The following is a 19,642-nucleotide window of genomic DNA, read 5'->3' as shown; positions in this document are numbered from 1 at the left end:
CTACGGTGGGGGCATGGCCTACCTCGAGGTGCCCGTGCCGGCCGATCTGGCCCCGGACGTGTTGCGGCTGTGGTACCTCGAGCAGCCCGCGGAGCAACGCTACGAGCGCATCTTCCCGCAGCCCGCCCTGCACCTGATCCTTAACCTGTCCGACCCGTATCGGGTATTCGACCTGGAGACCGGCGCGGCGCGCACGCTCGGGGCGGGCTTCCTGTCCGGGCTGCAGCCACGGTTCCTGATGACCCAGAGCCCGTCGGCGATCCGGCACGTCGCCGCCGAGCTGGCGCCGTTCGCCGCCGCCAGGTTCCTCGATCTGCCCGCCGACGAGCTGACCGGCACCGTGCGAGAGAGCCAGGGGTTGCTCGGTGACACCGACGCGCTGCGGCAGACCGCGCGGCGGGCCCCCGACCCGGCGGGGGCGGTGGCGCTGCTGATCGACCACCTGCGCGCCCGGCGACGGCCAGGCTCGGCGCCGCCGGCGGTGCTGCGGGCCTGGGCCGGCATCCACCAGAACCCGGATGCGCCGGTGCCGGAGATCGCGGCGGCCGCCGGGCTCAGTCACCACCGCCTGATCGACGACTTCAAGTCCTGGTGCGGGGTCACCCCCAAGGCCTACGCGGACATCGTCCGGTTCCGCCAGTTCATCCAGGAACTCCCGTTGCAGGGGCCGATGCCCAGCTGGGCCGATCTGGTGGCCACGTCCGGGTACTACGACCAGCCCCATTTCATCAGGGTCTTCCGGGCGTTCACGGGCTTCTCGCCCAGCCGGTACCTCGACATCGTCACCCGCTTCGGTGTGGACTACGCCGCCTTCGTGCCGCTGGATGAGCCGGAGGGTGTGCCGTCGCCGACGGTGCCGGAATTTTCTACAAGACGCACCGCGCCCTGATGGTTAGCGTGACAGTGTCCCGGAGTGGCCGGGACCAGGTATCCCGGGAGTAGACATGGACGTGTCATTCAACTGGCTGGCGGTCGCGCTGGCCGCACTCTCGTCGTTCGTGATCGGCGGGCTCTGGTACTCGGTGGTGTTCGCCCGCCCGTGGCAGCGCGCGGCGGGCGTCACCGACGAACAGCTGAAGCACGGCACCGCGCGGGTCTTCATCGGTTCGGCGATCCTGGCGATCGTCATGGCGATCAGCCTGGCCGCGTTCATCGGCTCGAACGGGCCGGGCTTCGGCACGTTCGCCGGATTCGCCACCGGCTCGACGTTCGTGGCCGCAGCCTTCGGCGTGAACTACCTGTTCGAACGGAGAAGCCTCGTGTTGTTCGCCATCAACGGGTCGTACAACGTGGTGTCCTTCACCGTGATGGGCGCCATCATCGGTCTGCTGCAGTAACGCTCAGGCGCCGAGCTCCTTGCGGCCGGAGAGCACACCGCTGACGGTGGCCACCACCGCGAAGACGCCGGCAACAATCGGCTGGCCCAGGTCCCACCAGGCCAACGCCGCGGCGCCGAACACGAAGATCTCCACGATCGCCTTGCCGAACGGGTCGAGCCGGAACACGGCCTTGGGCGAGCGGAACAGCGCCCAGACCAGGACCGCGAAGGCCGGCGCGAGGATGCCCACCAGGATGCCCGGCCACGGCAGCGGCCAGGCCAGGAACCCCCAGAGCGCCAGGCTCACGAAGGCGAACAGTTCAAGCACAAAACGCAGGATGTCGTTGGCGCCGATGGTCGGGGTGGGGCGGGTGTCGTTCACCCGCCAATCCTACCGACCGGGCTACTTGAAGATGATGGTGCGTGCTCCGTCGAGCAGCACCCGGTTCTCGGCGAACCACTTCACCGCCTGGGTGAGGGTGCGGCTCTCCTCGTCCTGACCGATCGCGACGAGTTCGGCGGGGGTGCGGGAGTGATCCACGCGCACGACGTTCTGCTCGATGATCGGACCCTCGTCCAGGTCGCTGGTGACGAAGTGCGCCGTGGCGCCGATGAGCTTCACACCGCGGGCGTGGGCCTGCTTGTACGGGTTGGCCCCCTTGAAGCCGGGCAGGAACGAGTGGTGGATGTTGATCGCGCGGCCCTCGAGATACGCGCACAGCTCGGGGGAGAGGATCTGCATATACCGGGCCAGCACCACCAGTTCGATGTCGTTCGCCTCGACGGCGTCGACCACGCGAGCCTCGAACGCGGCCTTGCTGGCCGCATCCGTGATCGGCAGCGATTCGAACGGCACGCCATAGAACCCGACCAGGTCGCGCAGGGTGCCGTGGTTGCTGAGCACCAGTGGCACCTCGACGGCCAGCTGGCCGCCGCGCTGGCGGAAGAGCAGGTCGTTGACGCAGTGCCCGGCGGTGGAGGCCAGCACCAGGGTGCGCAGCGGCCGCCCGACAACGTCGATGACGGATGCCATGGCGTACCGCTCGATGATCGGCGCGAGCGCGGCCTGCAGTTCGTCGCGGTTCGCGGGGGACTCCACCTGCAGACGGATGAAGAACCGGCCGGTGTCGGCGCTGGAGAACTGCTGGCTCTCGGTGATGTTGCCACGGGCCTGAACGATCGCGCCGCTGACGGCGTGCACGATACCGGGCTGGTCGGGGCAGACGAGGGTGACGACCAGGTGGTGGTGGTGCACGGGAGCCGGAAGACTGGGGTTCATCGAACCAGATTACCGGGACTGCCGGTGCACACCGGCATCAGCGGCCGGCCGGCCGGTTACGCCGGGCGACCCTGTCGTTTGCGGGCTCACTCGGCTAAGCTAGTCCGTGGTCGGCGGAATCTCACCGGCCCCGGGCGCGCACGTCGGCGCGCACCGCTTGAAGAACCGCGCAGCCAGCCGTGACAGCCGCTGGCCTCGGGCAAGCGGCATCCTGTCTGTGAGCCACAGCACCCATGTCATTCACCGCGCCCATCACGCTGCCATCGACCGGCGTTCCCGGTCCGAACGAAAAAGCCCCCAGCGGACCGTTCCCCTGGATCGGCCTGATCGCCCTCTCCGCCGCTGTGTTCCTCTCGGTCACCTCGGAGATGCTGCCCACCGGCCTGCTGCCGGAAATGAGCAGCTCGCTGGGCGTGAGCCAGTCCCAGGTCGGGCTGCTCGTGTCCTGGTTCGCCTTCACCGTCGTGATCACCAGCACACCGCTGGCGTTGCTGACCCGCCGGATGCCCAGGCACGGGCTGATCCTGATGGTCCTGGTCGTGTTCGCGCTGAGCAACGTGCTCACCGCGATCGCCCCCGACTACACCTTCGTGGTGATCTCCCGGGTGATCGGCGGGCTGGCGCACGGCCTGTTCTGGGGCGTCGTCGGCGCGTACTCCGCGCACCTCGTGCCCAGGGACCAGATCGCCCGCGCGGTTTCGATCACCATCGCCGGCGGCACACTGGCGTTCGTCTTCGGGGTGCCGCTGGGCACCTTCCTCGGCCACTTACTCGGCTGGCGGCTCTCGTTCGTGGTGCTCGCCGGGCTGATGCTCGTGGGCGCCGTGGTGATCTGGAAGTTCCTGCCCAAGGTCGACCACTACAACGCCAAGCCGGCACAGCCCGTGACGACGGCCACCGGCACGGTCACGCTGCCCGCGAAGCTGCCGCGGGATGCCACGATCGGCGCCGTCGCGCTGGTCTGCGTGATTACGGCGCTGACCATGATCGGGCACTACACCTTCTACACCTACATCGCCCCGTTCCTCAGCGACACCCTCGGCGTGGGCAGCGACGCCGTGGCACCCCTGCTTTTCGCCTACGGCATCGCCGGGGCGATCGGCCTGTTCATCAGCGGGGTGGTGTTCAGCAAGCGCCCGCAGCTGGGCCTGGTGCTCGGCCTGGCGGTCACCGCCGTCAGCGTGAGCGTGCTGGCACTGTCCACCGAGGTGCTGCCCGTGGCGATCATCGCGTTCCTGGTCTGGGGCCTGGCGTTCGGCTCATTCCCGCCGCTGCTGCAGACCCGGCTGCTGCACACCGCGTCGGTGCGCATCCGCGACACCGCCAGCGCCGTGTACACCACGGCTTTCAACATCGGCATCGGCCTGGGCGCGTTCGTGGGAGCGTTCCTGCTGGACCGGGTGGGGCTCGGCACGGTGCCGTTCGTGTACGTGGCCATCATCCTGCTGTCCCTGGCCCTGGTGCTGTTCAGCGACATCGTCATCCGCCGCCGCGCCGTCTGAGCCCCGCCGCAACTGGTGCCGAAACGGACAAGTGCGCCCGGCGTACCGGGTGCACTTGTCCGCACGGGCAACAGTTGGCGGGGCAGACCGGCCTAGCGTTTGGCGGTGGGTAGCGGCGGCCGAGCTGCCGCGATCTCGAGGATCCGGCCACGGCAGGCGAACCAGCCCAGGATCAGCGCCGGGATGATCAGTCCGAGCGAGCTGATGGTGAGGGTGCCGACCGGCCAGTCGAACGCCATCAGCACGAGCACCGTCGCGAGGAAGGCCAGCGTGAGGTACCCGGTGAACGGGGCTCCGGGCATCCGGAACGCCGGCCGGGTGAGGATGCCCGCCTTCGCCCACGCCTGCAACCGCAGCTGGCAGAGCACGATCATGCCCCAGGCGCTGATGATGCCGATCGCGGCCATGTTCAGCACGATCTCGAACGCCTCGTCGGGAACAAGCGCGTTCAGGGCCACGCCGAGCAGGGTGACGACACCGGTGAGCAGGATGCCGCCGAACGGCACCCCATTGCGGCTCACCTTGTCGGCAAACCGGGGCGCCGACCCGGCCAGCGACATCGACCGGAGGATGCGTCCGGTGGAATACAGGCCGGCATTCAGTGAGGACAGCGCGGCGGTGAGGACAACGAGGTTCATGATCACGTCGACGCCCTCGACACCGATCGAACCGAAGAACGTCACGAAGGGGCTCACGCCGGCCTCGTATGCCGTGTACGGCAACAACAGCGAGAGCAACAGGACCGACCCGACGTAGAAGACCGCGATGCGCACGATCACCGTGTTGATGGCCTTGGGCATCACCTTCTCGGGGTTCTCGGTCTCGCCGGCGGCCGTTCCGATCAGTTCGATCGAGGCGTAGGCGAAGACCACGCCCTGCACCACGAGCACCGACGCGAGCAGGCCGTTGGGCAGCCAGCCGCCGTTGTCGGCGATCAGGGAGAAGCCCACCGTCGCGCCTTCCACCGGGGTGCCGAAGATGACCATCCAGGTGCCCACGATCAGGAACACCACGATGGCGACGACCTTGATCAGGGCGAACCAGAATTCCAGCTCACCGAACACCTTCACCGAGAGCAGGTTGAGGCCCAGCACCACGGCGAGGGCCAGCAGCGCGAACAGCCACTGCGGCACGTCGCCGAACGGGGCCCAGTACTTGCCGAAGAAGTTCATGTACAGCGCCACCGCGGTCACGTCCACAATCGCGGTCATCACCCAGTTCAGCCAGTACAGCCAGCCGGTCACGAACGCGGTCTTCTCCCCGAAGAACTCCCGCGCATACGACACGAAGGAGCCGGAGGTCGGCCGGTGCAGCACCAGCTCGCCGAGCGCCCGCAGGATCAGGAACGCAAAAAAGCCGCAGATCGCGTACACGAACACCAGGGCGGGACCGGCGATGGCCAGCCGGCCGCCCGCGCCGAGGAACAGGCCGGTGCCGATGGCGCCGCCGATCGCGATCATCTGCACGTGCCTGGCCTTGAGGCCCTTGTGCAGGCCCTGGTCCTCGTGCACGCTCAGGGCGTCGTCGATGTGCTCGAGCGGGGTTTCCTCGTGGCCGGAGCGGTGCGGTGTGGCGCTGGTGCGTGCGGGCGAGTTCTCGGGGCGGTCAGGCCCTGTGGTGCGAGTGGTCACGTGAAGCATCCGATCTGGGGTTTGCGGCAACACTAGTCGACGGATGCTCAACGGTCAGGGTCGAAAGACCCCTCCTGTAGACTGGGCAGCGACACTCTGACCGTAGAGACGACACTCTTTTACAGAGAGCCGGGAGGCCCCATGGCGACAATTCTCCTGGTCTTCCTGCTCGTTTCCGTTCTCACTCCCACGCTCACCCGCCTGATCGGGTTGCGCGTTTTTTATGTCGTGGCCATCCTGCCCACTGTGGCGTTCGGCTACACCCTCACCCAGACGAGCGTGGTCACCGTCGGCGGCGCCGTCACCCAGAGCCTGCCGTGGATCCCGCAGCTGGGCATCAGTCTGTCCTTCCGGGTGGATGCGCTCGCGTGGCTGCTGGCCCTCGTCGTCACCGGTGTCGGTGCGCTGGTGCTCATCTATTGCGCTCGCTACTTCGACGCCGACGAGCCCAGCCTGGGCCGGTTCGCCGCGCTGCTGCTCGCCTTCGCCGGAACCATGTACGGTCTGGTCACCGCTGACGACATCCTGGTGATGTTCATGTTCTGGGAGATCACCAGCGTGCTTTCCTACCTGCTGATCGGGCACTACACGACCAAACGGGAAAGCCGCGGTGCCGCCCTGCAGGCCCTGCTGGTGACCACCTTCGGCGGCCTGGTGATGCTCATCGGCGTTGTGATGATCTCCGTCGACGCCGGCACCACCTCGCTGGCCGCGATCGTCGCCGAACCCAGCGGGACCCCGATCGCGATCTGGGCGGTGCTGCTGATCCTGGTCGGTGCGCTGTCGAAGTCGGCTCTGATCCCGTTCCACTTCTGGCTTCCCGCCGCGATGGCCGCGCCCACCCCGGTGAGCGCCTACCTGCACGCCGCCGCGATGGTGAAGGCCGGCATCTACCTCACCGCCCGGTTCGCGCCTGGCTACGCGGACTCGCCGGGCTGGTTGCCGGTGCTGGTCACCATCGGCATCTGGACCATGCTCGTCGGCGCCTGGCGGTCGCTGCGCCAACACGACATCAAGCTGATGCTCGCCTACGGCACCGTCAGCCAGCTCGGCTTCCTCATGGTCGTCGTCGGCTTCGGCACCCGCGACGCTGCCCTCGCCGGGGCGGCGCTGCTGCTCGCCCACGCGCTGTACAAGGCCACCCTGTTCCTCGTGGTCGGCATCATCGACCACCGCGCCGGTACCCGCGACTGGCGCAAGCTCTCGGGGATCGGCCGCCGCGAACCGGCGCTCGCCGCCATCGCCCTCATCGCCGTCGCGTCGATGGTCGGCCTGCCGCCGCTCCTGGGTTTCGTCGCCAAGGAGTCGGTGTTCACCGCGTTCCTCGAGGCCGGCCTGGCCGGCGACGGCTGGGGCTGGATCGCCCTGGCCGGTACCGCGCTCGGTTCGGTGCTCACCGTCGCCTACAGCGCCAAGTTCTTCTGGGGCGCGTTCGGCACCCGCCCGGTGATCAGCGACACCCCCCTGCACGCCAGTCGGTGGGACTTCGCTCTGGCCCCCGGCATCCTCTCGGTCGCCACCGTGCTGCTGGGCCCATTCGTTATGCTGCTCGACCCGATGCTGGCCGCGTACGCCGACACCGTGCCCGGCGGCGGCGATTACCACCTGGCGCTCTGGCACGGGTTCGAACCGGCCCTGTTGCTCAGCACGATCGTGGTGCTGCTGGGCCTGGTCATTTTTGCCCAGCGCAAGCGGGTGGCCCGCTGGCAGGCCGCCGTGCCCGCCTGGGTGGACGCCGGCCACGGCTATGGCCACACCGTGCGATTCATCGACAGGGTGGCCGCCCGCACCACCCACCTCGCCCAGCGAGGCGGTCTGCCGCAGTACCTGTCCACCATCCTCGTGGTGTTCGTGCTCGCGCTGGGCGCGGCGTCCTTCGTCAACCGCACCTGGCCCGACGCCATCGTGCTCTGGGACTACCCGGGGCAGGTGATCATCGGCCTGGTCATGATCATCGCCACCGTGATGGCCGCCAGGGTCGGGCAGCGGATGACCGCGGTGCTGCTGGCCGGCGTCACCGGCTACGGCCTGGTCGCCCTGTTCGCCTTCCACGGCGCCCCCGACCTGGCGCTCACCCAGGCGCTCGTCGAATCGATCACCCTCGTGGTCTTCGTGCTCGTGCTCCGCCGGCTGCCCAGCCGCATCGCCGAGCACAACCGCCCGATGCACCGTCGCCGGCGGGCGATCATCGGCGCCCTCGTTGGCATCGTGATGGGCACCATCGCGGTCATCTCCCTCGGCGCCCGCCAGACGCAGAGCATCGCCGCGGAACTGCCCAGGCTGGCCGTCGAAGAGGGCCACGGCAACAACATCGTCAACGTGATGCTCGTCGACATCCGGGCCTGGGACACCATGGGCGAGATCTCAGTGCTCATCGTGGTGGCCACCGGCGTCGCGAGCCTGCTGTTCGTGTCCGGTCGCAGCACAGAAATGCCCAGGCTCCGCGAGTCCCGCAAACGCCGCGAGCCGAAGAACCGCCGCCGCGTCGTGGCCGACCCGCACGCGAGCTCCGCCGGCCACGCCGTGACCCGCCAGTCCTGGCTGCTCGGCGGTCGCACCCAGTCGGCCGAGAACCGGTCGATCATCATCGAGGTGCTGGTGCGGCTGCTGTTCCACCCGGCCATCATCGTGTCGATCTACCTGCTCTTCGCCGGCCACAACCTGCCCGGCGGCGGCTTCGCCGGCGGCCTGCTGGCGGGCTTGGCCCTGGTGGCCAGGTACCTGGCCGGCGGCCGGTACGAATTGGGCGAAGCCGCCCCGATCGACCCGGGCAAAATCCTGGGACTCGGCGTGGTGCTCGCCGTCGGCACGGCCGTGGGATCGCTGTTCGTCACCGGGATCCCGCTGGAGTCGGCGTACTTCGAGGCGGACCTGCCGGTGCTCGGCCACCTCTCCTTCGGCACCTCCAGCATCTTCGACATCGGCGTGTACCTCGTGGTCATCGGCCTGGTCCTCGACATCCTCCGCAGCCTCGGCAGCGAGATCGACCGGCAGAGCGAACTCGACGAACCCGGCGACGACGGAGAAGACCACTCCACCGTGCCACCGATCGGCAACGCCTCCAGCGACGCCGGCGACGCTCTCGGCTTCGACGCGTCGTCGGAGTGGACCCCCGCCGAGGCGCCCGCGCCCGGCACCGGACCTGACACGGCCCCGATCACTCAGCCGGCCGGCGAGAGCCGTAACGCACCGGAAGGAGACCCGCGATGAGCGCCTCCCTGACCCTGGTGATCGTGATGGCGGTGATGTACGCCGCGGGCATCTACATCATGCTCGAGCGCAGCCTCACCCGGGTGCTGATCGGATTCCTGCTCGTGGGCAACGCCACCAACCTGCTCATCTTCATCATGAGCGGCCGGCCCGGCAGCTCACCGATCGTCACCGGCACGTCCCTGGACGACACCATGGCAGACCCGGTGCCGCAGGTGCTGATGCTCACCGCGATCGTGATCAACTTCGGCATCACCGCACTGCTGCTCGCGCTGATCTACCGGTCCTGGTGGCTGGCCCAGCTCGGCGACGAGGGCGACACCCTCACCGACGAGCACGCCGCGGAGACCTCCGGGGATTCCGAGGTCACCTTCCGCTCCTCCACCGACGACGAGGCCGCCGTGCAGGCGTCGCTCGACGCCAGCGAGGACGGCAGCGACGACGACAGCAGCGGAGCCGACAACACCGGCAACAGCGACCGGGAGGCCGGCACCTGATGAACATACTCGTGCCCCTCGTGGTCGCCATCCCGCTGCTCGGCGCCGCGCTCACCCTCGCCCTCGGCCGCCGCTCGCGCTACCAGGTGGCGGTGAGCGTGTTCTCGCTGGCGGCCGTCGTGGTGATCAGCGCCATCCTGCTCATGCTCGTCGACCAGCAGGGACCCGCCGTGGTGCACGTGGGCGACTGGCAGGCGCCGTGGGGCATCGTGCTCGTCGTCGACAGGTTGTCGGCGATCATGCTCATAGTCTCGGCGCTGATGCTGCTGGGCGTGCTGCTCTTCGCCGTCGGCCAGGGCATCGTGGAGGGCGACCAAGAGACCCCGGTGTCGATCTTCCACCCCACCTACCTGGTCCTGGCGGCAGGGCTGTTCAACGCGTTCATCGCCGGTGACCTGTTCAACATGTACGTGGGCTTCGAGATGCTGCTCTCGGCCAGTTACGTGCTGCTCACCCTCGGCGGCACCGGTGCACGCATCCGCGCCGGCGTGACCTACATCGTCGTGAGCCTGGTCTCCTCGATCCTGTTCCTCTCCGCCATCGCCCTGATCTACGGCGCCACCGGCACCGTCACGCTGGCGCTGCTGGCCGAACGCATCCCGGAGCTGCCCGGCGACGTGCAGCTGATCCTCGGGCTGATGCTGCTCATCGCCTTCAGCGTCAAGGCGGCGGTGTTCCCGCTCTCGTTCTGGTTGCCGGACTCCTACCCGACGGCGCCGGCCCCGGTCACGGCGGTGTTCGCCGGACTGCTCACCAAGGTGGGCGTCTACGCGATCCTGCGCACCCAGACGCTGCTCTTCCCCGATAACCGACTGCAGGTGCCGCTGATGATCGTGGCCCTGCTCACCATGGTCATCGGCATACTCGGCGCGCTGGCCCAGGCCGATATCAAACGACTGCTCTCGTTCACCCTGGTCAGCCACATCGGCTACATGATCTTCGGCATCGCCATCGGCACCGAGGCGGCGATCGGGGCCACCATCTACTACGTCGTGCACCACATCATGATCCAGACGACACTGTTCCTGTGCGCCGGGCTTATCGAGCGCATTGGCGGAACCACCTCGCTGGCCAGGCTCGGCGGGATGCTCAAGGCCGCCCCGTTCGTCGCCATCCTGTTCTTCATCGGGGCGATGAACCTCGGCGGCATCCCGCCGTTCTCCGGCTTCCTCGGCAAGGTAGCCCTGTTCGACGCGGGCGTGCAGGTCGGCGGGGGCCTGAACTACCTGCTGCTCGCCGGCGGTGCCGCGACGTCGCTGCTGACCCTGTACGCGCTGGCCCGGGCTTGGAACATGGCGTTCTGGCGGCCGCGTCGCGACGTGGAAAACTACGACTCCGCCATGCTCAGCGCCCTGCAGGACGACCCGCACGACGAGGGCACCGTGCTGACCAAGACCACATCACCGCTGATGACCGCGGCCACCGCGACCATGCTGGCGCTCACGGTGTGCCTCACCGTCTTCGCCGGCCCCGCCTTCGACCTCGCCGCCCGCGCCGCCGCGAACATCGAAGAGCCGTCGACCTACATCGACGCCGTCTTCCCCGGCGGTGCCCCGTGAGCGCGCGCCGGGAGCGCCTCGCCGCCGCCCTGAACCAATTGCCGCTGTTCCTTGGCCTGGTGCTGCTCTGGGCGCTGCTATGGGGCAAATTCTCCTGGCTGAACCTGCTCACCGGGGTGATCTTCGCCGCTGTCGTCTCCATCGTCTTCTACCTGCCGGCCGTGCAACTGAGCGGCCGAATCAACCTCTGGCGCAGCGCCTGGCTGTTCGGCAAGCTGCTCTTCGACATCGTGCGCGCCTCCGTCGACGTGTCCTGGCTCGCCCTGGGCCCCACCTACACCCCGAGCAACGCCATCGTCGCGGTGCACCTGCGCACCCGCAGCGACCTCATCCTCACCTGGACCGCCGTGGCCACCTCCATCGTGCCCGGCTCCATCGTGGTCGACATCGAACGGCTCGACTCCACCCTGTACCTGCACGTGATCAACATGCACGACGTGGCGGCGACCCAGAAGTTCCGGGCCCGGGTGCTGGCCACCGAGCGACGCATCGTGCTGGCGTTCGGCTCCGCCGAAGACGTCGAGCGGGTCTCCAGGGTGCGCGCCGAAGAAGACCTGCGCCACGGCCTCGACCGGTCGGCCGGGCCGCACACCCCCACAGACCCCCAGAACGGAGCCCCGGCATGACCCCCATGGATATCGTCGCGATCGTCGCCGGCCTCATGTTCGGCGCCGGCGCCCTCGCCGCCGTCTACCGCATCATCCGCGGACCATCGGTGCTGGACAGGGTGATCGCCTCCGACGTGCTCGTCGCCACCATCATCTGCGCGCTGGGCGCCGAGATGGCGTTCAACCGGCACACCGACAACCTGCCGGTGCTACTGGTGCTGGCCCTGTTCGCCGTGCTCGGTTCGCTCAGCGTCGCCCGATTCCTGCCCGGCCGGAACCGCGCATGAACGCCCTCTGGAGCGACGTGGTCACCGCGGTCCTTGTGCTTCTCGCCGCCCTGATGTGCCTCGCGGCCGGCGTCGGCCTGCTGCGCTTCCCCGATGTGCTCACCCGGCTGCACTCCGCCACCAAGCCGCAGATCCTCGGCCTCATGGCGGTCACCCTGGACATCGCGGTGACCAATTTCAGTGTCGGCACCGTGACCCTGGTGGTCGCGATCGTGCTCTTCCAGACGCTCACCGCTCCGATGGCCGCGCACCTCGTGGCCCGCGCCTCCTACCAGACCGACCACCTGCGGCCCGATCTGCTCGTGATCGACGAGCTTCGGAACGCACGCGGCTGATAGTATTGCCGGGTCGCGACTGGCGTAGCACGAAAGATGGGTCACCATCGGGGAGCGACTGACACGGTTAGTGACCGCACGCCTGGGCCACGACACATCCATCGATAGTCTCAAGGAGTTTTCCCGTGTCCGACAGTGTGCTTACCAGTTCCGTACCCTCCACCTTCAACGAGCCCCTCGAGGTCGTCGACCCCGAGATCGCCGCGATCCTCGAGCAGGAGCTCGGTCGCCAACGCGACTACCTCGAGATGATCGCCAGCGAGAACTTCGTGCCCCGCGCCATCCTGCAGTCGCAGGGTTCGGTGCTCACCAACAAGTACGCCGAGGGCTACCCCGGCCGTCGCTACTACGGCGGCTGCGAGTACGTCGACGTGGCCGAGCAGCTCGCCATCGACCGGGCCAAGAGCCTGTTCGGCGCCGAATACGCGAACGTGCAGCCGCACTCCGGTGCCACCGCCAACGCCGCGGTGCTCTCCGCGATCGCCACCCCCGGCGACACCATCCTGGGTCTGGAGCTGGCGCACGGCGGCCACCTCACCCACGGCATGAAGCTCAACTTCTCCGGCAAGCTCTACAACCCGGTCGCCTACGGCGTCGACCCGGAGACCTTCCGAGTGGACATGGACGTCGTGCGCGACAAGGCGCTCGAGCACAAGCCGCAGGTCATCATCGCCGGCTGGTCGGCCTACCCCCGCCAGCTCGACTTCGCCGCGTTCCGCGCCATCGCCGACGAGGTGGGCGCCAAGCTCTGGGTCGACATGGCCCACTTCGCCGGACTCGTCGCCGCCGGACTCCACCCGTCGCCGGTGCCGTACGCCGACGTCGTCTCCAGCACCGTGCACAAGACCCTCGCCGGTCCGCGCTCGGGCTTCATCCTCTCCCGCGACACCGCGCTGGCGAAGAAGCTCAATTCCAACGTGTTCCCCGGCCAGCAGGGCGGCCCGCTCATGCACGTGATCGCCGCCAAGGCCACCGCGTTCAAGCTCGCCGCGCTGCCCGAGTTCAAGGAACGCCAGGAGCGCACCCTCCGCGGCGCCCGCATCCTGGCCGACCGGCTCACCGCCGACGACTCCCGCGCGGCGGGCATCGACGTGCTCACCGGCGGCACCGACGTGCACTTGGTGCTCGCCGATCTCCGCAACTCGGAGATCAACGGCCAGCAGGCCGAAGACGCCCTGCACGAGGTGGGCATCACCGTCAACCGCAACTCGGTGCCCTTCGACCCGCGCCCGCCGATGGTGACCTCGGGCCTGCGCATCGGCACGCCGGCCCTGGCCACGCGTGGATTCGGCGACGCCGAGTTCACCGTCGTGTCCGACGTCATCGCCGAAGCGCTCAAGCCCGGCGCCGACATCCCCGCGCTCCGCGCTCGGGTGAAGGGCCTCACCGACGCGTTCCCGCTCTACCCCGGCCTGTCCCAGTAGGTCCGTCGGGTCGTGACGGATGCGGCCACTAGCGTCAGCGCATCCGTCACCGCCCGCACCCGGCAGCACTTCGCCGCCCCCGCGTCAGGGGCCGGCAGGGCCGCTGCCCGATTGGCGCGTGGCCCCAGGCTGGGGCCGGCGCGCAGTACTACCAACAGATCGGATGTCGCATGACCGCACTCACCCTCGACGGCGTCGCCACCGCGACCCGGGTCAAGCTTGAACTCACCGAGCGCGTACGCGCGTTGGCCGCGCTGGGCTCTGTGCCCGGCCTCGGCACCCTGCTCGTCGGCGAAGACCCGGGCTCGCGCTCCTACGTGGCCGGCAAGCACCGGGACTGCGCCGAGGTGGGCATCGAGTCGATCCGCGTCGACCTGCCCGGCTCCGCCACGTCGGCGGATGTGCGCGCCGCGATTGCCGACCTCAACGCCGCCCGTGAGGTCACCGGCTATATCATCCAGCTGCCGCTTCCGGTGGGCCATAACGAGAACGCCATGCTCGAGCTGATGGACCCGGCCAAGGACGCCGACGGCCTGCACCCCACCAACCTCGGACGCCTGGTACTCGGCATCGAGGGGGAGCTCAGCTCGCCGCTGCCCTGCACCCCGGCCGGCATCGTGGAGCTGCTGCGCCGCTACGACGTGCCGATCGCGGGCAAGAACGTGGTCGTCATCGGCCGCGGCCTCACCGTGGGTCGCCCGCTGGGCCTGCTGTTCACCCGCAAGGGCCTGGACGCCACCGTCACCCTCACCCACTCCCGCACCGTCGATCTGGCCGCCGAGGTGCGCCGCGCCGACATCGTCGTGGCCGCCGTGGGAGTGCCGCACCTGGTGCAGGCCGACTGGATCAAGCCCGGCGCGGCGGTGCTCGACGTGGGCATCACGAGGGTGGAGAACCCGGAGACCGGCAAGGGCATCCTCACCGGAGACGTGCACCCCGACGTCGCGTCAGTCGCCGGTTACCTCTCGCCGAACCCCCGTGGCGTGGGTCCGATGACCCGCGCGATGCTGCTGGCCAACGTGGTCAAGGCCTCCGAGCGCCTGCTCAAGCCCTAGTCTCGTTCCGCGAACCGTGAGGTAGGCCCCAGAATCCCGCCGATTCTGGGGCTCTCAGTTCGCGAGGCGATGCAGCGCTGCGTGGCCCAGGTAGGCCACGGCGTTGTGCCGGATGCCCTCGATTTCGTCTGGCGTGAGGGTGCGGCGCACCTTGGCCGGCACGCCGGCCACCAGGGAGCCCGGCGGCACGATGGTGCCCTCGAGCACCACGGCGCCCGCGGCCACGAGCGAGCCGGCGCCGATCACGGCACCGTTGAGCACCGTGGCGGCCATGCCGATCAGGGCGCCGTCCTCCACAGTGCAGCCGTGCAGCACGGCACCGTGGCCCACCGAGACGTCGCGGCCCACGGTCAGCGGGAACCCGCCGTCGACGTGGCAGGAGACGTTGTCCTGCAGGTTAGAGCGTGCGCCGATGCGGATGGGCTCTGCCTCGGCGCGCAGGACCGCGTTGTACCAGACGCTCGCGTGCTCCGCCAGGCTCACGGTTCCCACCAGCACGGCGCCGGCGGCGACGAATGCGCTCTCGGCCACCCGGGGCCCCGGACGGTCGGGCAGGGTGATGAGGCGGGCGGCACTGTCGGCGGTCATGGCTCCACCCTAGTAATCCGACGCCGTGTTGCGCTGACCCCTTGAGCCCAAGGCCCAGAGCGTCCTATTTATCGGCCCATGTCCTTCCGACCGTTCGACCAGGTGGGCGGATGGTGGGGGGCTCTAGGATGCAGGCATGGTGAACACCGCGCATCCGGCCGTCGACAGAGTGCGCCTGGCGCTGAACGCCCAGGGTCTCGACCCCGAGATCCGCTGGTTCGACGACGCCGCCACAACCGCTGTCGCGGCAGCCGCCGCGTTGGGCATCGAAGTGGGCGCCATCGCGAACTCACTGGTCTTCACCCTCGACGGCGCCCCGCTGCTGGTGCTCACCTCCGGCGCGCACCGCGTGGACACGGCCTGGCTGGGGGAGCGGCTTGACGGCACCATCGGCCGGGCGTCGAAAGACCTGGTGAAAGAGGCCACCGGGCAGGTCATCGGAGGGGTCGCGCCCGTCGGGCATCCGTCGCCGATTCGCACCCTGGTTGACGAGGACCTGGCCGATTACCCCGTGGTCTGGGCCGCGGCGGGGCACGCGCACACGGTCTTCCCCACCACGTTCGCCGAGCTGCTCCGCCTCACCGGCGGCGAGGCGACCCCCGTCGTTCCGGCGAAATAGGCGTCCGCCACCAGCCTTCGGCACACTGGAACCGTCCGCGGCCGCTCGGGCAGGTCGTCGAGGCGGATCTCCGGAGCCTCACTCACTCGAAGCTGGGGTGGATCGTCGACTGCCTGCCCTCGATCTCGGGCCGGTCGACGATGGGTGATCCGTGACGCGGCCGATCACGCGCTCCATGTGCTCGCGGTCCTGTACGGACATCTTGGCCAAGACTCTCTCGGCCGCCTGCGCGCGGCGCGCAGGTCCTGTTCGACCTGCTGCACGCGGCGGTGCCTGATGCCTGTGCTCTCGTCGAAGGCGCCGCCAAAGACGGTGTGGATGACGTCGTGGATGGTGGGGGGTCGGCTCGTTCATGTGGACAGCGTGAGCCGAGCCACCGACACTCGGGGCGCCCTGAGACTCAATTGCGGACTTCCCGCCTTAGCTGGTGAAACGAAGGCGGGAAGTCCGCAATTCGATCGCGGACGGTGTCTCGTTAGACGAGGCGGGCGGCCCCGGCCGCGGCGCGCACCACGAACATGTCGGGCGCGGTGAAGCCCGCGGCGGCGAACGCAGAAGACACGGCCTGCTGCACCGCGGGGATCACTGCGTGCGGGGTGAGCGCGATGGCAGAGCCGCCGAAGCCGCCGCCGGTCATGCGGGCCCCGAGGGCGCCGGCGGTGCGGGCGGTCTCCACGGCGAGGTCGAGCTCGGCGACCGAGATCTCGAAGTCGTCGCGCATGGAGGCGTGCGACGCATCCAGCAATGCACCGATGGCGCTGGGACCCTCTTCGCGCAGCACCTGCACGGTGTCGAGCACCCGCTGGTTCTCGGTGAGGATGTGCCGCACCCGGCGGTATGTCTCCTCGTCGAGAACCGACGCGGCCCGCGGCAGGTCGTCCACGGTGAGGTCGCGCAGCGACCCGACGCCCATCAGCGCCGCGCCCTTTTCGCAGGAGGCACGTCGGTCGGCGTAGCCGCCGGTGGCGTGCGCGTGGCTGACCTTGGTGTCGATCACCAGCAGCTCGAGGCCGGCGGCGTCGAAGCCGAGCGGGATGACCTCGGACTCGAAGCTGCGACAGTCCAGGAACACGGCGGCATCCGTCTGGCCCAGTAGCGACGCCGACTGATCCAGGATGCCGGTGGGCGCGCCAACGACCCGGTTCTCGGCCAGCTGCCCCACCCGCACGAGCACCCGCTTGTCGAAGCCGAGGTTCCAGACCTCGTCGAGGGCCACGGCGGTGGCGCACTCGATTGCCGCGGAAGACGACAGCCCGGCGCCGATCGGCACGTCGGAGTCGATGTAGGCGTCAAAGCCGGTCACCGCTTCGAGGTCCGCGCCGTGTTCGCCGAGGGCCCAGGCCACGCCGAGCGGATACGCCGACCAGGCCGACACTGTCTCGGGGGAGAGGTCGTCGAGCGAGATCTCGACGACCTCGTCGGTGAAGGAGCTGGCGACCCGTAGCATCCGGTCGTCTCGCACCGCGAGGGCCACGACGGCACGGCGGTTGATCGCGAACGGAAAGACGAAGCCGTCGTTGTAGTCGGTGTGCTCGCCGATCAGGTTGACCCGGCCGGGGCCGAACCACAGGCCGTCGGCGTCGCGACCGAACCGGCCCTGGAAGCCGCTGAGAATGCTCTGGTGGTCGCTCACGAGTGGGCCTTTCCGGTGGTGCTGTCGGTGGCTGCGGCATCGGCGGCGTCCGACCGCGCGATCGCTGCACGGATGTTGTCGGCCGCCTGCTCGGGCGTCACGTCGCCGATCCAGGCGCCCATGGCGGCCTCGGAGCCGGCCAGGAACTTCAGTTTGTCCTCGGCGCGGCGCGGGCTGGTGAGCTGCAGCATCAGCCGGATGTCGTCCCGGTGCACGTTCACCGGCGCCTGGTGCCAGGCACCGATGTACGGGGTGGGCGTGGAGTAGAGCTGGTCGATGCCGCGCAGCAGCCGGCGGTACAGCACCGCGAGCTCGTCGCGCTCGGCCAGAGTGGTGCCGGCGAAGTCGGCCACCTGCCGGTGCGGCAGCATGTGCACCTCGACGGGCCAGCGGGCGGCGAACGGCACGAAGGCCGTCCAGTGCTCGCCCCGCAGGATGACTCGCTCGCCGGCCTGTTCGCTTTCCAGGATGTCGGCGAACAGGGTGGGGCCGTAGCTCTCGATCGAGTCGATCAGCCGCTGGGTGCGCGGGGTCACGTACGGGTAGGAGTAGATCTGGCCGTGCGGGTGGTGCAGCGTGACACCGATGGCCTCGCCACGGTTCTCGAACGGGAACACCTGCTCGATGCCGGGCATCTGGGAGAGCGCGTGGGTGCGCTCGGCCCAGGCTTCGATCACGGTGCGGGCGCGGGTGACCGAGAGGCTGCCGAACGAGCCCTCGGTGGCGGGGCTGAAGCAGACGACCTCGCAGCGGCCGACCGAGGTGCGGATGCGCCCCAGCCCGATCGTGCGCAGATCGTCCAGGCCGGTGGGCGCGTCGTCGTCGGTGAGCAGCGGGCCGAACGAGGGCGACTTGTTCTCGAACACGGCCACGTCGTAGTTGCTGGGCACCTCTGAGGGGTTCTCCGGGGTGGACGGCGCGAGCGGGTCCAGGTGCGCCGGCGGCAGGAACACCCGGTTCTGCCGGGCCGCGGCGATGGACACCCATTCGCCGCTGAGTGGGTCCTGGCGCATGCGCGCGTTCGCCGGACGCGGACCGAGGTCGCGCAGGTCGGGAGCCCGGTCGGGCGACAGGGTGGTGTCGGGGTCATCGAAATAGATGAGCTCGCGGCCGTCGGCCAGGGTGTGCGCCTGGCGTGCGATGGCGGTGTCTGCGACGAATTCTGGGGTGGGAGTCATGATGGCATCAACGCTAGCCGATTTGCGCAACCGAAACCACTACTTGCGTATTGAAAAGCGACACAAAATAAGTGAAGATTGCGGTATGGCCTCAGCGGAACATCCGACCGACCGGGATTTGTTGCCCGCCCACCAGCGCCGGGAACAGATCCAGCGGCTCGTCGACGAACGCGGCTTCGTGCGCGTCAGTGAGCTCAGCGACACCTTCGGCGTCTCCGGCGTCACCGCCCGCGCCGATCTCGACCAGTTGGAGAGCGCCGGCACGCTCACCCGCATCCACGGCGGTGCGGTGCCCGCAGGGATCGCCACCACGAGCCGTCCCGACCGGGAGTTCTCCTTCGAGGAAGCGCTCGTCTCCTCGGTGATCCCCAAGCAGCAGATCGGCGAGCTCGCCGCATCGCTGGTGGCCAGCGGCCAGAGCGTGATCCTCGACGTGGGCACCACGACTCTCGCGATCGCCCGGGCCCTGGTGGCCCGCACCGACCTCACCGACATCGTCGTGATCACCAACGGGCTGAGCATCGCCCTGGCCCTGGAAAGCGCCATCCCACGGTTCACCGTGATCGTCACCGGCGGGTCGCTGCGCCCGCTGCAGCACTCGCTGGTCGACCCGCTCGCCGCGACCGTGCTCAGCCAGGTGCACGCCGACCTCGCCTTCATCGGCTGCAACGGCGTCGACGCCGACGGCGGCGTCACCAATATCAACCTGCCGGAGGCCGGCGTGAAGACCCTGATGCTCGCCGCTGCGGCGCGCGCGATCATCGTCGCCGACGGTGCCAAACTAGGGCAGGTGCACCTGGGCCGGATCGGCCCGCTTGCCGCCTTCGACACCCTGGTGACGGATGCGGCCGCCGACCCGCTCACCCTGGCCCCGCTCCGCGAGGCCGGCCTCGCCGTGCTCCAACCGAGCTGATCCGAA

19 protein-coding genes and 1 riboswitch are annotated in these 19,642 nt (G+C 69.1%); of the genes, 13 read left to right on the top strand and 6 right to left on the bottom strand.

Annotation, left to right across the window (positions count from 1 at the left end):
• Nucleotides 1-13 precede the first annotated feature (13 nt).
• A complete protein-coding gene (locus tag B7495_RS13865) occupies nt 14-889 on the top strand; it encodes an AraC family transcriptional regulator (protein WP_088457105.1) in 876 nt (291 codons plus the stop codon).
• A gap of 55 nt (nt 890-944) precedes the next feature.
• Nucleotides 945-1,337 (top strand): DUF1761 domain-containing protein, encoded by a 393-nt coding sequence (locus B7495_RS13860; RefSeq protein ID WP_088457104.1) that lies wholly within the window; start codon nt 945-947, stop codon nt 1,335-1,337.
• A 3-nt stretch (nt 1,338-1,340) separates the two neighbouring features.
• On the opposite strand, the gene B7495_RS13855 is transcribed toward B7495_RS13860, so the two are convergent.
• Together B7495_RS13855 and purU are read right to left on the bottom strand one after the other, a co-directional pair.
• A complete protein-coding gene (locus tag B7495_RS13855; protein WP_088457103.1) occupies nt 1,341-1,700 on the bottom strand; it encodes a YrdB family protein in 360 nt (119 codons plus the stop codon).
• A 21-nt stretch (nt 1,701-1,721) separates the two neighbouring features.
• A complete protein-coding gene (gene purU / locus B7495_RS13850; RefSeq protein WP_088457102.1) occupies nt 1,722-2,597 on the bottom strand; it encodes a formyltetrahydrofolate deformylase in 876 nt (291 codons plus the stop codon).
• Nucleotides 2,598-2,830: 233 nt separating this feature from the next.
• Here purU and B7495_RS13845 point away from each other — a divergent pair, with 233 nt between their 5' ends.
• Entirely contained in the window at nt 2,831-4,099 is a 1,269-nt protein-coding gene (locus B7495_RS13845) for an MFS transporter (protein WP_088457101.1), read from the top strand.
• Between the two features lie 92 nt (nt 4,100-4,191).
• Here the strand turns inward: B7495_RS13845 and B7495_RS13840 are convergent, their stop codons facing one another.
• Nucleotides 4,192-5,628 (bottom strand): amino acid permease, encoded by a 1,437-nt coding sequence (locus B7495_RS13840; protein WP_240632507.1) that lies wholly within the window; start codon nt 5,626-5,628, stop codon nt 4,192-4,194.
• A gap of 243 nt (nt 5,629-5,871) precedes the next feature.
• Between B7495_RS13840 and B7495_RS13835 the strand changes: the two genes are divergently transcribed.
• From B7495_RS13835 to B7495_RS13800, 8 genes are all read left to right on the top strand, one after another.
• Complete coding sequence (locus tag B7495_RS13835; RefSeq protein WP_088457099.1) at nt 5,872-8,940, top strand: Na+/H+ antiporter subunit A; 3,069 nt, start codon at nt 5,872-5,874, stop codon at nt 8,938-8,940.
• On the top strand, nt 8,937-9,437 hold the full coding sequence (locus B7495_RS13830) for a sodium:proton antiporter (protein WP_088457098.1): 501 nt from the start codon (nt 8,937-8,939) through the stop codon (nt 9,435-9,437). Before B7495_RS13835 ends, B7495_RS13830 begins: the two co-directional genes overlap by 4 nt.
• Nucleotides 9,437-10,996, top strand: a complete 1,560-nt coding sequence (locus B7495_RS13825; RefSeq protein WP_088457097.1) for a Na+/H+ antiporter subunit D — start codon at nt 9,437-9,439, stop codon at nt 10,994-10,996. Before B7495_RS13830 ends, B7495_RS13825 begins: the two co-directional genes overlap by 1 nt.
• On the top strand, nt 10,993-11,622 hold the full coding sequence (locus B7495_RS13820; RefSeq protein WP_121678497.1) for a Na+/H+ antiporter subunit E: 630 nt from the start codon (nt 10,993-10,995) through the stop codon (nt 11,620-11,622). Before B7495_RS13825 ends, B7495_RS13820 begins: the two co-directional genes overlap by 4 nt.
• Nucleotides 11,619-11,891: a monovalent cation/H+ antiporter complex subunit F gene (locus B7495_RS13815; RefSeq protein ID WP_088457095.1), complete on the top strand. Its 273-nt coding sequence runs from the start codon at nt 11,619-11,621 to the stop codon at nt 11,889-11,891. The genes B7495_RS13820 and B7495_RS13815 overlap by 4 nt, the downstream gene beginning before the upstream one ends.
• The gene (gene mnhG / locus B7495_RS13810; protein WP_088457094.1) at nt 11,888-12,226 is read left to right on the top strand and encodes a monovalent cation/H(+) antiporter subunit G; all 339 of its coding nucleotides are present in this window, start codon (nt 11,888-11,890) and stop codon (nt 12,224-12,226) included. Before B7495_RS13815 ends, mnhG begins: the two co-directional genes overlap by 4 nt.
• 5 nt (nt 12,227-12,231) lie before the next feature.
• A riboswitch (ZMP/ZTP riboswitch) is annotated at nt 12,232-12,321 on the top strand.
• A 30-nt stretch (nt 12,322-12,351) separates the two neighbouring features.
• On the top strand, nt 12,352-13,650 hold the full coding sequence (gene glyA, locus B7495_RS13805) for a serine hydroxymethyltransferase (RefSeq protein WP_279327050.1): 1,299 nt from the start codon (nt 12,352-12,354) through the stop codon (nt 13,648-13,650).
• A gap of 170 nt (nt 13,651-13,820) precedes the next feature.
• Nucleotides 13,821-14,705, top strand: a complete 885-nt coding sequence (locus B7495_RS13800) for a bifunctional methylenetetrahydrofolate dehydrogenase/methenyltetrahydrofolate cyclohydrolase (protein WP_088457093.1) — start codon at nt 13,821-13,823, stop codon at nt 14,703-14,705.
• Nucleotides 14,706-14,759: 54 nt separating this feature from the next.
• Here the strand turns inward: B7495_RS13800 and B7495_RS13795 are convergent, their stop codons facing one another.
• Entirely contained in the window at nt 14,760-15,293 is a 534-nt protein-coding gene (locus tag B7495_RS13795) for a gamma carbonic anhydrase family protein (RefSeq protein ID WP_088457092.1), read from the bottom strand.
• Nucleotides 15,294-15,429: 136 nt separating this feature from the next.
• Between B7495_RS13795 and B7495_RS13790 the strand changes: the two genes are divergently transcribed.
• Entirely contained in the window at nt 15,430-15,912 is a 483-nt protein-coding gene (locus B7495_RS13790) for a YbaK/EbsC family protein (RefSeq protein WP_088457091.1), read from the top strand.
• A 475-nt stretch (nt 15,913-16,387) separates the two neighbouring features.
• Here B7495_RS13790 and galK read toward each other — a convergent pair whose 3' ends face one another.
• Both galK and galT read right to left on the bottom strand, forming a co-directional pair.
• Nucleotides 16,388-17,545 (bottom strand): galactokinase, encoded by a 1,158-nt coding sequence (galK, locus tag B7495_RS13785; protein WP_088457090.1) that lies wholly within the window; start codon nt 17,543-17,545, stop codon nt 16,388-16,390.
• Complete coding sequence (gene galT, locus B7495_RS13780) at nt 17,542-18,723, bottom strand: galactose-1-phosphate uridylyltransferase (RefSeq protein WP_088457089.1); 1,182 nt, start codon at nt 18,721-18,723, stop codon at nt 17,542-17,544. The genes galK and galT overlap by 4 nt, the downstream gene beginning before the upstream one ends.
• A gap of 85 nt (nt 18,724-18,808) precedes the next feature.
• Between galT and B7495_RS13775 the strand changes: the two genes are divergently transcribed.
• Nucleotides 18,809-19,636: a DeoR/GlpR family DNA-binding transcription regulator gene (locus tag B7495_RS13775; RefSeq protein WP_088457088.1), complete on the top strand. Its 828-nt coding sequence runs from the start codon at nt 18,809-18,811 to the stop codon at nt 19,634-19,636.
• The last annotated feature ends 6 nt before the right edge of the window (nt 19,637-19,642 follow it).

The organism is Cryobacterium sp. LW097 (assembly GCF_002205495.2).
In the GTDB taxonomy this organism is placed as follows: domain Bacteria; phylum Actinomycetota; class Actinomycetes; order Actinomycetales; family Microbacteriaceae; genus Cryobacterium; species Cryobacterium zongtaii.
The sequence above is the reverse complement of the archived record's forward strand: the minus strand, read 5'-3'. Positions and strand labels throughout refer to the sequence as shown.

Coding starts and splice junctions, on each gene's coding strand:
- B7495_RS13800 (WP_088457093.1), top strand. CDS start 13,821: ATGACCGCACTCACCCTCGACGGCGTCGCCACCGCGACCCGGGTCAAG.
- B7495_RS13790 (WP_088457091.1), top strand. CDS start 15,430: ATGGTGAACACCGCGCATCCGGCCGTCGACAGAGTGCGCCTGGCGCTG.
- B7495_RS13860 (WP_088457104.1), top strand. CDS start 945: ATGGACGTGTCATTCAACTGGCTGGCGGTCGCGCTGGCCGCACTCTCG.
- B7495_RS13795 (WP_088457092.1), bottom strand. CDS start 15,293: ATGACCGCCGACAGTGCCGCCCGCCTCATCACCCTGCCCGACCGTCCG.
- purU (WP_088457102.1), bottom strand. CDS start 2,597: ATGAACCCCAGTCTTCCGGCTCCCGTGCACCACCACCACCTGGTCGTC.
- B7495_RS13865 (WP_088457105.1), top strand. CDS start 14: ATGGCCTACCTCGAGGTGCCCGTGCCGGCCGATCTGGCCCCGGACGTG.
- B7495_RS13830 (WP_088457098.1), top strand. CDS start 8,937: ATGAGCGCCTCCCTGACCCTGGTGATCGTGATGGCGGTGATGTACGCC.
- B7495_RS13835 (WP_088457099.1), top strand. CDS start 5,872: ATGGCGACAATTCTCCTGGTCTTCCTGCTCGTTTCCGTTCTCACTCCC.
- galT (WP_088457089.1), bottom strand. CDS start 18,723: ATGACTCCCACCCCAGAATTCGTCGCAGACACCGCCATCGCACGCCAG.
- mnhG (WP_088457094.1), top strand. CDS start 11,888: ATGAACGCCCTCTGGAGCGACGTGGTCACCGCGGTCCTTGTGCTTCTC.
- B7495_RS13775 (WP_088457088.1), top strand. CDS start 18,809: ATGGCCTCAGCGGAACATCCGACCGACCGGGATTTGTTGCCCGCCCAC.
- B7495_RS13825 (WP_088457097.1), top strand. CDS start 9,437: ATGAACATACTCGTGCCCCTCGTGGTCGCCATCCCGCTGCTCGGCGCC.
- B7495_RS13845 (WP_088457101.1), top strand. CDS start 2,831: ATGTCATTCACCGCGCCCATCACGCTGCCATCGACCGGCGTTCCCGGT.
- B7495_RS13815 (WP_088457095.1), top strand. CDS start 11,619: ATGACCCCCATGGATATCGTCGCGATCGTCGCCGGCCTCATGTTCGGC.